The organism is Pseudomonas sp. Irchel 3F6 (genome assembly GCF_900187595.1).
Taxonomy (GTDB): domain Bacteria; phylum Pseudomonadota; class Gammaproteobacteria; order Pseudomonadales; family Pseudomonadaceae; genus Aquipseudomonas; species Aquipseudomonas siliginis.
Window position 1 is genome coordinate 409964 of record NZ_FYDP01000005.1, and the last position, 13163, is coordinate 423126.

The window sequence follows — 13163 nt, forward strand, 5'->3', positions numbered from 1 at the left end:
CTGTGACTGGCTTGTTTATTACCCTGGAAGGCCCGGAAGGCGCGGGCAAGAGCACCAACCGCGAATACCTCGCCGAGCGCCTGCGCGCCGCCGGTATCGAAGTACTGCTCACCCGTGAGCCCGGCGGTACACCGCTGGCCGAACGGATTCGTGATGTCCTGCTGACCCCGGCCGACGAAGTGATGCACCCGGACGCCGAGCTGTTGCTGGTGTTCGCCGCGCGCGCCCAGCATCTGGCAGAGGTGATTCGCCCGGCGCTGGCCCGTGGCGCTGTGGTGCTGTGTGATCGTTTCACCGATTCAACATACGCCTATCAGGGCGGCGGTCGTGGTTTGTCACTCGAGCGCATCGCCACCCTGGAAACTTTCGTGCAGGGCGACTTGCGGCCCGATCTGACCTTGATTTTCGACCTGCCCGTTGAAATCGGTTTGGCCCGCGCCAGTGCCCGTGGTCGACTGGATCGTTTCGAACTCGAAGGCCGGGCGTTTTTCGAGAACGTGCGCAATGCGTTCCTGAAACGCGCCGAAGCCGACCCGTCGCGCTACGTGCGCATCGATGCCGGTCAGCCATTGGCCAAGGTCCAGCAATCGCTGGACACCTTGCTACCGAATTTGCTGGAGCTGGCCCGTGGCTGAGGCCTATCCATGGCAGGACAGCCTCTGGCAGCAACTGGCCGGCCGCAGTCAGCATGCTCACGCGTACCTGCTCCACGGTCCGGCCGGTATCGGCAAGCGTGCGCTGGCCGAGCGCTTGATGGCCAGCCTGCTGTGTCAGCGCCCTACGCCTGAGGCGTGCGGCGAGTGCAAATCCTGTCTGCTGCTCAAGGCCGGCAGTCATCCGGACAATTACATCCTGGAGCCGGAAGAGGCGGACAAGGCGATCAAGGTCGATCAGGTTCGTGATCTGGTCAGTTTCGTCGTGCAGACCGCGCAGCTCGGCGGGCGCAAAGTGGTGTTGATCGAGCCGGTCGAGTCGATGAACATCAACGCTGCCAACGCCTTGCTCAAAAGTCTTGAAGAACCGTCCGGCGATACCGTGCTGCTATTGGTCAGCCACCAGCCGAGCCGTTTGTTGCCAACCATCAAGAGCCGTTGCGTGCAGCAGGCCTGCCCGCTGCCGGGCGAGGCGATGAGCCTGCAATGGCTGGCCCAGGCGCTGCCGGATTGCGCGGAGGAAGAGCGCGTCGAACTGCTGACCCTCGCCGCCGGGTCGCCGCTGATGGCGGTCAGCCTGCAATCGCAAGGTGTGCGTGAACAGCGCGCGCAAGTGGTCGAAGGCGTGAAGAAGTTGCTCAAGGGCCAGCAATCGCCGACGCAACTGGCGGAAGAGTGGAAAAGCATTCCGATGCTGCGTCTGTTCGACTGGTTCTACGACTGGTCGAGCCTGATCCTGCGCTATCAACTGACTCAGGACGAAGCCGGTCTCGGCCTGGCCGATATGCGCAAGGTCGTGCAGTACCTGGCCCAGAAAAGCCCGCAGGGTAAAGTGCTGGATATTCAGGATTGGATTCTCGCCCAGCGACAGAAAGTGCTGAGCAAGGCCAACCTCAATCCGGCCCTGTTGCTGGAAGCATTGTTGGTGCAATGGGTGGGATTGCCTGGTCAAAGATAAGAATGTGTACCTAGACTCTGAAGATCAGCAGTGGAGGTGAACATGATTGAACCTGTCAGCCCGGGGCCGCGTAACGGCATCTTGTCCCTGACCATCAAGGACAAGTCGGTGCTCTACGCCGCCTACATGCCGTTCATCAAGAATGGCGGACTGTTCATCCCGACCAACAAAAGCTACCGGTTGGGCGACGAGGTGTTCATGCTGTTGCACCTGATGGATGAAGCGGAAAAAATTCCGGTCGCCGGCAAAGTCGCCTGGATCACCCCCAAAGGCGCACAAGGCAATCGCGCCGCCGGTGTCGGTGTGCAATTCAACGACGGCGACGACACCGCGCGCAGTCGCATCGAAACTCATCTGGCCGGAGCGCTGAAATCCGACCGTCCCACTCATACGATGTAAGTTGCAGTCCTTTTTATGCTCGTAGATTCCCATTGTCACCTTGATCGTCTCGACCTCGCCGCCCATGACGGCTCGCTGGATGCCGCACTCGCTGCGGCCCGCGAGCGTGGGGTGGGACATTTTCTGTGCATCGGCGTCAGCGCTGACAACGCCGCCGACGTCAAAGCCCTCGCCGAGCGTTATGACGACGTCGATTGCTCGGTCGGCGTGCATCCGCTGGATGTGCAGCCGGGCGCCGCACCGGCGCTGGACTGGCTGCTGCACGAACTCGATCACCCGAAAGTGGTGGCGATCGGCGAAACCGGTCTCGACTATCACTACGAGCCGGAAGCTGCCGAGTTGCAGCAGGAGTCGTTTCGCCTGCATCTGCAAGCGGCGCAGCACACCGGCAAGCCGGTGATCATCCACACTCGCGGCGCCCGTGCCGACACCCTCGAACTGCTGCGCGAAGCGGCGCTGCCCCAGGCCGGTGTGTTGCATTGCTTCACCGAGGACTGGGACATGGCCAAAGCGGCGCTGGACATGGGTTATTACATTTCCCTGTCGGGCATCGTCACGTTCCGCAATGCCGACGCTCTGCGCGATGTGGCGAGCAAAGTGCCGGCCGATCGCCTGCTGGTGGAAACCGATTCGCCGTATCTGGCGCCGATTCCGTATCGCGGCAAGCCGAACCTGCCGCAGTACGTGCGCGAAGTCGCGGAGTTTCTGGCGATGCTGCGTGGTGAGAACTACGAGCGCTTTGCCGAGCAGACCACGGAAAACTTCAAGCGCTTGTTCCCGCTGGCGAGTGTTAAATCTGCCGTATGACCGCAGGCCAAATCGCAGGCAAAAAAAACCCGGGTTCTGGGGGGTGAATCCGGGTTAAGACCATTAGGAGTAAAACAAAGGCACGCGGTCCGTTGGTACCTTTACCGGCACGACACTTGGGGGAGATGTCGCCCGACAGTTCAAGTATTGATCAGTCTGGCGTGCAGTCCAGTGAGCGGGTCGGGGTTTTTAAACAAATTTGGAATACGTTTGCTTCAGTTGAGTTCTCATTGCACCCGATTCGTTCTCGAAATGAACAAGAAACACAGATTTGGTCGATGAACCGTGCTTTTTTGCGCAAGTTAGGCATAATACGCGGCTTCGAATTTTGACCCTTCAGACCTTTTTCTTATGCATAAAGAACCTCGTAAGGTCCGTGAATTTCGTCGCCGCGAGCAGGAAATTCTCGATACCGCGCTCAAGCTGTTCCTCGACCAGGGTGAAGACAGTGTCACCGTCGAGATGATTGCTGATGCCGTGGGTATCGGCAAAGGCACGATCTACAAGCACTTCAAATCCAAGGCCGAGATCTACTTGCGCCTGATGCTCGATTACGAGCGCGATCTGAACGAGCTGCTGCATTCGGCCGATGTCGACAAGGACAAGGAAGCGCTGTCGCGCGCCTACTTCGAATTCCGCATGCGCGACCCGCAGCGCTATCGCCTGTTCGACCGTCTCGAAGAGAAAGTGGTCAAGGGCAATCAGGTGCCGGAGATGGTCGAGGAACTGCACAAGATCCGTGCCTCGAACTTCGAACGCCTGACCCTGCTGATCAAGGGTCGCATCAGCGAAGGCAAGCTCGAAGACGTGCCGCCGTACTTCCACTACTGCGCATCCTGGGCGTTGGTACACGGCGCGGTGGCGCTGTATCACTCGCCGTTCTGGAGCAACGTGCTGGAAGATCAGGAAGGCTTCTTCCAGTTCCTGATGGACATCGGCGTGCGCATGGGCAACAAGCGCAAGCGCGACCCGGAAACGCCGAGCACATAAGTCATTCAGCGGGCTGATTGCGCCGTGTTTTCACAACATGGCGCAATAGCACAGGAATATACTCAGGCATAGGGCTTGCTAAAACCTGATTTCTCAGTCAAGTTTTGCTCGCTCGATTTTCTTTCGCCGGAGTGTTTCATGATCGTTGACCGTCAAGGCAGGCGTTTTCGCAATCTGCGCATCAGCCTGACCTCTGCCTGCAATTACGCCTGTACCTACTGCGTGCCCAACGGCAAGCGGTTGGTCGCTGCGCAGGATGAGCTGTCGGCCGAAGCCATGGCGCGCGGCGTCGAATACCTGATCGAAGCGGCCGGCATCGAGCGCCTGCGCATCACTGGCGGCGAGCCACTGGTCAGCCCCAAACTCGAATCGTTCATGACTGCCGTCGGCCAGATGGGCCTCGACGACATCAGCCTGACCACCAATGGTCAACTCCTCGCGAAAAAACTGCCGCTGCTGGTCGATGCCGGTCTGCGTCGAATCAACGTTTCCCTCGATACTCTTGATGCCGCTGCTTTTCGCAGCATCGCTCGTGGCGGCGATCTGGCCAGCGTGCTCGATGGCATGGATCAGGCTGCCGCCGCCGGGATGAAGATCAAGGTCAACATGGTGCCGTTGCGCGGGCAGAACCTCGATCAGGTCATGCCGCTGCTTGATTACTGTCTGGAGCGCGGCTTCGAACTGCGCTTCATCGAGCTGATGCGCATGGGCCACCTGGCCAAGGATTCCAATGCCTTCCTGCAGCAGTTCGTCAGCCTTGAGCAGTTGCTCGGCCTGATCGGCGAACGTTATGAATACGCCCAGACCGACGCACCGGTGGACGCCACGGCCGTTCGCTATGCGATTCCCGGTCGCGGCAATTTCGGGGTGATCGCCAACGAAAGTGTGCCGTTCTGCCGCACTTGTTCGCGGTTGCGCCTTTCGTCGACCGGTTGGCTGCATGGCTGCCTGTCGTCGAGCAACCGCCACTATGTCGGCGATCTGCTCGACAAGCCGCGTCATCAGGCGTTGCCGGCGCTGCAACGTTTGCTGGTCAAGGCGTTGGGTGACAAACAGGAGGTGGCGTTCTCTGGCGGTGCTACTGTCATGAAGATTATTGGCGGCTGATTAACCGCCTTCGCGAGCAGGCTCGCTCCCACATTTGGAATGCATTTCAATTGTGGGAGCGAGCCTGCTCGCGAATGCCTCTATCACTGAATTTGCCGAGCTGGCGCAAAAGCTGCATCCAACGGCCATTCGCCGGTTTTCCGACACCGGCTTCTGGAGGAATAGGATGCGTAGCCTGGTTTTGCTGCTGGCCGTTTTGGCGCTTGGTGGCTGCATGAATGTCAGCGATATGGCCGAAGGTACTCGTTATCACATGAGCGATGCGGGGCTTCTGGACCACAGTGACAGCCGCCGGGTGAACAATCTCCGCATTCAGCCGGACTCGTTCATCTTCATCGCCCAGGGCGCGTTCGCGCCACCGGGTGGTTCCTATCCACGGCCGAACGTGGTCGCCGAAGAAGCCTTCAAGGGCTTTGTCGAATATTTCCCGATGGTCCGCCGCGCCCGTGCGCCGGAAGGCCTCGATCAGGCCATGGGCGAAGCCCGTGATGCCGGCGCGCATTATCTGCTGTACACACGTTTCGCCAAGGCTGACGACCGCATCGGCAACTCTGACGAGTGGCTGGACCAGGAAGCCGTGGATCGCCTCGGTATCGACGGCGGCGTGATTCAGATCATGTTGATCGAGACCAGCACCCAGTATTTGATTGATACTGCACGGATCAAGAGTCGTGGCGGTTTACTGACGTTCCATGACTCCAAACCCGAAGACCTCATCGGTCCGCCGCTGGCGCAATACGCACGCAGCCTGCTGGGGATCGGCGACCAGTAATCAAGGAGTACGCCATGAGTGACCCGCAAACAGCCAATGACCTGCTGGGGCAGATCCCCAAGACCAAAGGCCTGCCACCGGTGCATTTGTGGAACCCGGATTTCTGCGGCGACATCGATATGCGCATCGCCCGCGACGGCACCTGGTACTACCTGGGCACGCCGATCGGGCGCAAGCCGATGGTCAAACTGTTCTCCACCATCATCCGCCGCGACGGCGATGATTATTTCCTGATCACCCCGGTGGAGAAGGTCGGGATCAAGGTCGATGATGCGCCGTTCGTGGCGGTTGCCGTTGACGTGGAGGGGGAGGGCGAGGCGCAGGTTTTGCGCTTTACCACCAACGTCGAGGAAACCACCGAAGCAGGGACTGAGCATCCGCTGCGTGTCGAGATCAATCCTGAGACCCAGGAGCCTGCGCCTTATGTGCATGTGCGCAGCAACCTTGAAGCGCTGATTCATCGCAATGTGTTTTACCAGTTGGTGGAACTGGCGGTGAGCCGCGAGATTGATGGCCAGCGCTGGTTAGGCGTGTGGAGTGGCGGCGAATTCTTTCGCATCGGCCTGGAACCCTGACACAACATCAAAATGTGGGAGCGAGCCTGCTCGCGAACGCGCTGTATCAGTCGCCAGCAATGTTGACTGACACGGCGCTTTCGCGAGCAGGCTCGCTCCCACAATGGTTTGTGCAAACTGAAAAAATCCGATTGACTGTTATTCGTATGATGATTAGCGTAGGCACCCATCGCGATTCGCCTTGAGGTGTACATGTCCAGCAGCTTTCATGCGTCGACCGTTGACTGGCTGGGCAGTTGGATTGCTGCCGGTCAGGTCAAGCCGGGGCAGACCATCAAGGTCGAGGCGGATCTGGGCGAACAGCTTGGCGTCAGCCGTACGGTGATTCGCGAAGCCATCAAAACCCTCGTCGCCAAAGGCATGCTCGAAGTCGGGCCGAAAGTCGGCACGCGGGTGTTGCCGGTCCGGCGCTGGAATCTGTTCGATCCGCAAGTGGTCGGTTGGCTATCGCGCAACGGCTTGCCGGAAAACTTCGTCGATGACCTGCTGGATTTGCGCCGCACCATCGAGCCGATGGCGGTGCGCTGGGCCTGTGAGCGCGCAACGCCGGAGCAGATCGAAGCGGTGCAACTGGCTTTCAATGCACTGGAGCGTGCGGTCGACAGTGGCATCGATTACAACCGTGCCGACCAGGCCTTCCACGAATGCATCCTGGCCGCCAGCCATAATCAGTTCATCGAACAAATGGTCCCAGCCCTCGGCGCGTTGCTGGCGGTGTCGTTCGAAGTCTCCGCCGCCGACCCCGATGAACTGCGCCGCACCTTGCCGATCCATAAAGACATGGCCGATGCCATCGCCGCGCGCGATTCGACCCGTGGCGTGTGGGCGTGCATGACCTTGATCGACAACGCCGACCTGGCGATAAAACGCTTTTACCCGAAAGTCATGGCGGACCGCAAAGCCAGCTAAGACCGAAAATTCCCTGTGGGAGCGAGCCTGCTCGCGAATGCGTCAGGTCAGATACATCATCATTGACTGACACGCCGCCTTCGCGAGCAGGCTCGCTCCCACATTGGAAACAACAAGAACATGAAGGATTCCAGATGACCTGCACCGCCCTGACCCAACACCGCGCGCAACTCGGCGAAGGCCCGTTCTGGGATGCGCCGACCCAAGCGCTTTACTGGGTCGATATCGCCGGTAAGCAAGCGTTGCGCCTGATCGGTCAGAACGTGCAGATCTGGCAGATGCCCGAGCACATCTCCGCCTTCATTCCCTGCGCAAGCGGCGATGCGTTGGTCACGCTCAGCAGCGGTGTCTATCGGCTGGATCTCGATTCGCCCGGCCTCGAGCCCCGGTTGACGCTGTTCTGTGTCGCCGACCCGCAACCGGGCAACCGCCCCAACGAAGCCCGTTGCGATGCCTTGGGCCGGTTGTGGTTGGGCACCATGCAGAACAACATCGGCGAGCACGGCGAGGATCTGCCGCTGGTGCGCCGTTCCGGTGGCCTGTTCCGTATCGATCCCGATCAACGCGTGACACCGCTGCTGCTCGGCCTGGGCATTCCCAATACCTTGTTGTGGAGTGACGACGGCACCACGCTGTTGTTTGGTGAAAGCCTCGACAGCACGCTCAATCGATATTTCATCCGCACCGACGGCAGTCTTGATGCGCCGCAGGTGTTTTACTCGTCCGATCAACACGGTGGTCCCGATGGTTCGGCGATGGACGCCGAAGGCTACGTGTGGAATGCACGCTGGGACGGCAGTTGCCTGTTGCGCCTGACGCCGGACGGGCAGGTGGATCGCAAAATCGATCTGCCGGTCAGTCGCCCGACCAGTTGCGTGTTCGGTGGCGAAGACTTGAAAACCTTATTCATCACCAGCGCCAAGAGTCCACTGAATCATCCATTGGATGGCGCGGTGCTGAGCATGCGCGTCGACGTTGCAGGAAAACTCTGTACGCGTTTTGCTGGCTAGATCCCAAAATATGGGATGCAAAATTATATATTGAGATTATTTGGCGGTCGGGTTTATAGTCGGCTCCAGCAGTAACACGCACTCACACTTAAAAAGAACAAAACAGGTGAAGTGATGCAGCGAATTCTTTTCGCCCGCGCAAGCGGGATCCGCCTTTTGTCACGGCTTAATGCCGTCGGCGACGCTTGCCTGTTTGTTTTCCCCAGCCGTCAGAACCGGACATCGACCGATGGCCGGTTTTTTTGCGCCTGCGTGCGGGAGGCCTGAGCCATGGCTGAAGCGCTGACATTGCCGCAAGTGTCGGCCCCGCCGAAAGGCGAGCGTCTGAAAAACAAGGTCGTGCTGTTGACCGGGGCCGCTCAGGGCATCGGCGAAGCGATTGTCGCCGCCTTCGCCGCGCAGCAAGCCAGATTACTCATCAGCGACATCCAGGCCGACAAGGTCGAGCAGGTCGCCGCTCACTGGCGCGATCAGGGCCATGACGTGCAGGCGCTCAAGGTCGACGTATCGAATCAGCAGGATCTGCATGCCCTGGCCCGACGCGCCGTGGAATTGCATGGCCGCATCGATGTGCTGGTCAACTGTGCCGGGGTCAATGTTTTCCGCGATCCTTTGCAGATGACCGAAGAGGACTGGCACCGCTGCTTCGCCATCGATCTGGACGGCGCCTGGTATGGCTGTAAAGCGGTGCTGCCGCAGATGATCGAGCAGGGCGTGGGCAGCATTATCAACATCGCCTCGACCCATTCCAGCCACATCATTCCCGGCTGCTTCCCGTACCCGGTGGCCAAGCACGGCTTGCTCGGCCTGACCCGCGCGCTCGGCATCGAATACGCGGCCAAAGGCATTCGCGTCAACGCCATCGCACCGGGCTACATCGAAACGCAGCTGAACGTCGACTACTGGAACGGCTTTGCCGATCCGCACGCCGAGCGGCAGCGCGCCTTCGACCTGCATCCGCCCAAGCGCATCGGCCAGCCGATCGAAGTGGCGATGACGGCGGTGTTTCTGGCCAGCGATGAGGCACCGTTTATCAATGCTTCGTGCATCACCATCGATGGTGGCCGCTCGGTGATGTACCACGACTGAATAAAACGGATCTCCAGCGCTGAACTACGCTTGAAATCCAATCATCATACGATATGACTATTTTCAAACAGCTTCACTGAGAACACGCTTCAACGCTTTTCAAACCTTGCTCAAAAAAAATAACAAGGAGTCATCTGATGAAACGTCGTTTCGGGATTCGTACCCTGTGCAGCACTGCCCTGGCGGTCACTGCGTTCAGCCTGAGCAGTGCGCTGCTCGCCGCCGACGCGGTGAAGATCGGTTTTCTGGTCAAGCAGGCCGAAGAACCGTGGTTCCAGACCGAATGGGCTTTTGCCGAAAAAGCCGCCAAGGACAAAGGCTTTGAACTGATCAAGATCGCGGTACCGGATGGCGAGAAGACCCTTTCGGCCATCGACAGCCTGGCCGCCAACGGCGCCAAGGGCTTCGTGATCTGCCCGCCGGACGTGTCCCTCGGCCCTGCCATCATGGCCAAAGCCAAGATCAACGACTTGAAAGTGATTGCTGTCGATGACCGTTTCGTCGACGCCAACGGCAAGTTCATGGAAGACGTGCCGTACCTGGGCATGGCCGCGTTTGAAGTCGGCCAGAAGCAGGGCGCCGCCATGGCCGCCGAAGCGAAAAAGCGTAACTGGGACTGGAAAGACACCTACGCGGTGGTCAACACCTATAACGAACTCGACACCGGCAAGAAGCGCACCGACGGTTCGGTCGATGCCCTGAAGAAGGCCGGCATGCCCGAGGATCACATCCTCTTCGCCGCACTGAAAACCCTCGACGTACCGGGCAGCATGGACGCCACCAACTCGGCGCTGGTGAAACTGCCGAGCGCGGCGAAAAACCTGATCATCGGCGGCATGAACGACAACACCGTGCTCGGCGGCGTGCGCGCCACCGAAGCGGCCGGTTTTGCCGCGAGCAACGTGATCGGCATCGGCATCAACGGCACCGACGCCATCGGCGAGTTGAAAAAGCCTAACAGCGGCTTCTTCGGTTCGATGCTGCCAAGCCCGCACATCGAAGGCTACAAGACTGCCGAGATGATGTACGAGTGGATCACCGCCGGCAAAGAGCCGCCGAAGTACACCGCCATGGATGACGTCACCCTGATCACCCGCGAAAACTTCAAGCAAGAGCTGGAAAAAATCGGCTTGTGGAACTGAGGCAGCGACGGCCCGGGCAGCCGGGCCGTTTTTCGGTGTGAAGAGGTGGCTTTATGCACGCGCAAGTACAGACACAAGAACAACACGGCGCCAGCGGCAGCCTGCGCTTCAACGGGATCGGCAAGACCTTTCCCGGCGTGAAAGCGCTCGACGGTATCAGCTTCGTCGCCCACCCCGGCCAGGTTCATGCCTTGATGGGCGAGAACGGCGCGGGCAAATCGACCCTGCTGAAAATCCTCGGTGGCGCTTACATCCCAAGCAGCGGCGAGCTGCAGATCGGCGAGCAGGCGATGGCGTTCAAGTCCACCGCTGACAGCATCGGCAGCGGCGTCGCGGTGATTCACCAGGAACTGCATCTGGTCCCGGAAATGACCGTGGCCGAGAACCTGTTTCTTGGCCATCTGCCGGCCAGTTTCGGCCTGATTAATCGCAGTGAGCTGCGCCAGAAAGCCTTGAATTGCCTGAAAGGCCTGGCCGACGAAATCGATCCGCAAACCAAGGTCGGACGCTTGTCGCTGGGTCAGCGGCAACTGGTGGAAATCGCCAAAGCGCTGTCGCGCGGCGCTCACGTCATCGCTTTCGACGAACCGACCAGCAGCCTCTCGGCGCGGGAGATCGATCGCTTGATGGCGATCATCGGTCGCCTGCGCGACGAAGGCAAAGTGGTGCTCTACGTTTCCCATCGCATGGAAGAAGTCTTCCGTATCTGCGACGCCGTCACCGTGTTCAAGGACGGCCGCTACGTTCGTACATTCGACGACATGAGCCAGTTGACCCACGATCAACTGGTGACCTGCATGGTCGGTCGCGACATTCAGGATATCTACGATTACCGCCATCGCCCGCGCGGTGCCGTGGCGCTGAAGGTCGACGGCTTGCTCGGCCCGGGCCTGCGTGAGCCGATCAGTTTCGAAGCGCACAAGGGCGAAATCCTTGGCCTGTTCGGGCTGGTCGGGGCAGGGCGCACCGAGCTGTTTCGCCTGCTCAGCGGCCTGGAGCGCAACACCGCTGGCCGTCTCGAACTGCGCGGCCATGAGCTGAAACTGCGCTCGCCGCGTGACGCGATCGCCGCCGGCATTTTGCTCTGCCCGGAAGACCGCAAGAAGGAAGGCATCATCCCGTTGGCCAGCGTTGCCGAGAACATCAACATCAGTGCCCGCGGTGCGCATTCCGGGCTCGGCTGCCTGATTCGCGGCCTGTGGGAAAAGGGCAACGCCGACAAGCAGATCAAGGCCCTGAAAGTGAAAACCCCGCACGCCGGCCAGCAGATCAAGTTCCTTTCCGGCGGCAATCAGCAGAAGGCCATTCTCGGCCGCTGGCTGTCGATGCCGATGAAAGTCCTGCTGCTCGACGAACCGACCCGTGGCATCGACATCGGCGCCAAGGCCGAGATCTACCAGATCATTCATAACCTCGCCGCCGACGGTATTTCGGTGATCGTGGTGTCCAGCGATCTGATGGAAGTGATGGGCATTTCCGACCGCATCCTGGTGCTGTGCGAAGGCGCCCTGCGCGGCGAAGTCAGCCGCGACCAGGCCAATGAATCCAACCTGCTGCAACTGGCTTTGCCACGCCACCGCGCTGACGGCGTGGCGAACTGAGAGGTGACTATGATGACTACGCAAAACGAAACCCTGCCGACCGAGCGCAAACCGCTGGACATGCGGCGCTTCCTCGATGACTGGGTCATGCTGCTGGCGGCGATCGGCATCTTTGTCGCCTGCACACTGCTGATCGACAACTTCCTCTCGCCGCTGAACATGCGTGGCCTGGGCCTGGCGATTTCCACCACCGGCATCGCCGCGTGCACCATGCTTTATTGCCTGGCATCCGGACACTTCGACCTCTCGGTCGGCTCAGTGATCGCCTGTGCCGGCGTGGTCGCGGCAGTGGTAATGCGTGACACCAACAGTGTATTTCTCGGGGTCAGCGCGGCGTTGGTGATGGGCCTGATCGTCGGGCTGATCAACGGCATCGTGATTGCCAAGTTGCGCGTCAATGCCTTGATCACGACGCTGGCGACCATGCAGATCGTTCGCGGTCTGGCCTACATTTTTGCCAACGGCAAAGCGGTCGGTGTTTCGCAGGAATCGTTCTTTGTTTTCGGCAATGGCCAACTGTTCGGTGTGCCGGTGCCGATCCTGATCACTATTGTCTGCTTCCTGTTCTTCGGCTGGCTGCTGAACTACACCACCTACGGGCGCAACACCATGGCCATCGGTGGCAACCAGGAAGCGGCGCTGCTGGCGGGCGTCAACGTCGACCGCACCAAGATCATCATCTTCGCCGTGCACGGTGTGATCGGCGCGCTGGCGGGTGTGATTCTGGCCTCGCGGATGACTTCCGGGCAGCCGATGATTGGTCAGGGTTTTGAACTGACAGTGATCTCGGCTTGCGTGCTGGGCGGAGTTTCGTTGAGTGGCGGCATCGGCATGATTCGTCATGTGATTGCCGGGGTGTTGATTCTGGCGATCATCGAGAATGCGATGAACCTGAAGAACATCGATACGTTTTATCAGTATGTGATTCGTGGTTCGATTCTGTTGCTGGCCGTGGTCATTGACCGCTTGAAACAACGGTAACGTCAAAAGCTACCCCTCACCCCAGCCCTCTCCCAAAGGGAGAGGGGGCCGACCGAGGTGTCTTGCGTTCTACATCGACCTGAAATATCGGGTCGATTGTGGATTCTCTAAAGCAACATCATTTCGGCGCATTTCCTGAGCACTCCCCAATCAGTTCCCTCTCCCAAAGG

14 protein-coding genes are annotated in these 13163 nt (G+C 59.7%); all 14 read left to right on the forward strand.

Annotated elements, in window-relative coordinates:
• Window positions 1-2: 2 nt before the first annotated feature.
• The gene (tmk, locus tag CKW30_RS19285) at window positions 3-635 is read left to right on the forward strand and encodes a dTMP kinase (RefSeq protein ID WP_016770985.1); all 633 of its coding nucleotides are present in this window, start codon (window positions 3-5) and stop codon (window positions 633-635) included.
• Window positions 628-1611, forward strand: a complete 984-nt coding sequence (locus CKW30_RS19290) for a DNA polymerase III subunit delta' (RefSeq protein WP_095181625.1) — start codon at window positions 628-630, stop codon at window positions 1609-1611. The genes tmk and CKW30_RS19290 overlap by 8 nt, the downstream gene beginning before the upstream one ends.
• 42 nt (window positions 1612-1653) lie before the next feature.
• Window positions 1654-2010 carry a PilZ domain-containing protein gene (locus tag CKW30_RS19295; RefSeq protein WP_016770983.1) on the forward strand — a complete coding sequence of 119 codons (357 nt, stop codon included), beginning with the start codon at window positions 1654-1656 and terminating at the stop codon, window positions 2008-2010.
• A 15-nt stretch (window positions 2011-2025) separates the two neighbouring features.
• On the forward strand, window positions 2026-2817 hold the full coding sequence (locus CKW30_RS19300) for a TatD family hydrolase (RefSeq protein ID WP_095181626.1): 792 nt from the start codon (window positions 2026-2028) through the stop codon (window positions 2815-2817).
• A 351-nt stretch (window positions 2818-3168) separates the two neighbouring features.
• The gene (locus tag CKW30_RS19305) at window positions 3169-3807 is read left to right on the forward strand and encodes a TetR/AcrR family transcriptional regulator (RefSeq protein ID WP_016770981.1); all 639 of its coding nucleotides are present in this window, start codon (window positions 3169-3171) and stop codon (window positions 3805-3807) included.
• A 138-nt stretch (window positions 3808-3945) separates the two neighbouring features.
• Entirely contained in the window at window positions 3946-4914 is a 969-nt protein-coding gene (locus tag CKW30_RS19310; protein ID WP_076563802.1) for a GTP 3',8-cyclase MoaA, read from the forward strand.
• Between the two features lie 166 nt (window positions 4915-5080).
• Window positions 5081-5686, forward strand: a complete 606-nt coding sequence (locus CKW30_RS19315; RefSeq protein WP_016770979.1) for a DUF4823 domain-containing protein — start codon at window positions 5081-5083, stop codon at window positions 5684-5686.
• A 14-nt stretch (window positions 5687-5700) separates the two neighbouring features.
• Window positions 5701-6261, forward strand: coding sequence for a DUF1285 domain-containing protein (locus CKW30_RS19320; RefSeq protein WP_095181627.1), 561 nt, complete (start codon window positions 5701-5703; stop codon window positions 6259-6261).
• A gap of 192 nt (window positions 6262-6453) precedes the next feature.
• A complete protein-coding gene (locus tag CKW30_RS19325) occupies window positions 6454-7170 on the forward strand; it encodes a FadR/GntR family transcriptional regulator (RefSeq protein WP_039760144.1) in 717 nt (238 codons plus the stop codon).
• 134 nt (window positions 7171-7304) lie between these two features.
• Window positions 7305-8180, forward strand: coding sequence for an SMP-30/gluconolactonase/LRE family protein (locus tag CKW30_RS19330; protein WP_095181628.1), 876 nt, complete (start codon window positions 7305-7307; stop codon window positions 8178-8180).
• A gap of 270 nt (window positions 8181-8450) precedes the next feature.
• Window positions 8451-9269 (forward strand): SDR family oxidoreductase, encoded by an 819-nt coding sequence (locus CKW30_RS19335; RefSeq protein WP_095181629.1) that lies wholly within the window; start codon window positions 8451-8453, stop codon window positions 9267-9269.
• Window positions 9270-9406: 137 nt separating this feature from the next.
• Window positions 9407-10411, forward strand: a complete 1005-nt coding sequence (locus CKW30_RS19340; protein WP_016770973.1) for a substrate-binding domain-containing protein — start codon at window positions 9407-9409, stop codon at window positions 10409-10411.
• A 53-nt stretch (window positions 10412-10464) separates the two neighbouring features.
• The gene (araG, locus tag CKW30_RS19345) at window positions 10465-12012 is read left to right on the forward strand and encodes an L-arabinose ABC transporter ATP-binding protein AraG (RefSeq protein WP_041479431.1); all 1548 of its coding nucleotides are present in this window, start codon (window positions 10465-10467) and stop codon (window positions 12010-12012) included.
• Window positions 12013-12024: 12 nt separating this feature from the next.
• On the forward strand, window positions 12025-12993 hold the full coding sequence (gene araH, locus CKW30_RS19350; RefSeq protein ID WP_042610738.1) for an L-arabinose ABC transporter permease AraH: 969 nt from the start codon (window positions 12025-12027) through the stop codon (window positions 12991-12993).
• Window positions 12994-13163: the final 170 nt, after the last annotated feature.

Coding starts and splice junctions, on each gene's coding strand:
- CKW30_RS19340 (WP_016770973.1), top strand. CDS start 9,407: ATGAAACGTCGTTTCGGGATTCGTACCCTGTGCAGCACTGCCCTGGCG.
- CKW30_RS19310 (WP_076563802.1), top strand. CDS start 3,946: ATGATCGTTGACCGTCAAGGCAGGCGTTTTCGCAATCTGCGCATCAGC.
- araG (WP_041479431.1), top strand. CDS start 10,465: ATGCACGCGCAAGTACAGACACAAGAACAACACGGCGCCAGCGGCAGC.
- CKW30_RS19320 (WP_095181627.1), top strand. CDS start 5,701: ATGAGTGACCCGCAAACAGCCAATGACCTGCTGGGGCAGATCCCCAAG.
- CKW30_RS19305 (WP_016770981.1), top strand. CDS start 3,169: ATGCATAAAGAACCTCGTAAGGTCCGTGAATTTCGTCGCCGCGAGCAG.
- CKW30_RS19300 (WP_095181626.1), top strand. CDS start 2,026: ATGCTCGTAGATTCCCATTGTCACCTTGATCGTCTCGACCTCGCCGCC.
- araH (WP_042610738.1), top strand. CDS start 12,025: ATGACTACGCAAAACGAAACCCTGCCGACCGAGCGCAAACCGCTGGAC.
- CKW30_RS19330 (WP_095181628.1), top strand. CDS start 7,305: ATGACCTGCACCGCCCTGACCCAACACCGCGCGCAACTCGGCGAAGGC.
- CKW30_RS19315 (WP_016770979.1), top strand. CDS start 5,081: ATGCGTAGCCTGGTTTTGCTGCTGGCCGTTTTGGCGCTTGGTGGCTGC.
- CKW30_RS19295 (WP_016770983.1), top strand. CDS start 1,654: ATGATTGAACCTGTCAGCCCGGGGCCGCGTAACGGCATCTTGTCCCTG.
- CKW30_RS19325 (WP_039760144.1), top strand. CDS start 6,454: ATGTCCAGCAGCTTTCATGCGTCGACCGTTGACTGGCTGGGCAGTTGG.
- CKW30_RS19335 (WP_095181629.1), top strand. CDS start 8,451: ATGGCTGAAGCGCTGACATTGCCGCAAGTGTCGGCCCCGCCGAAAGGC.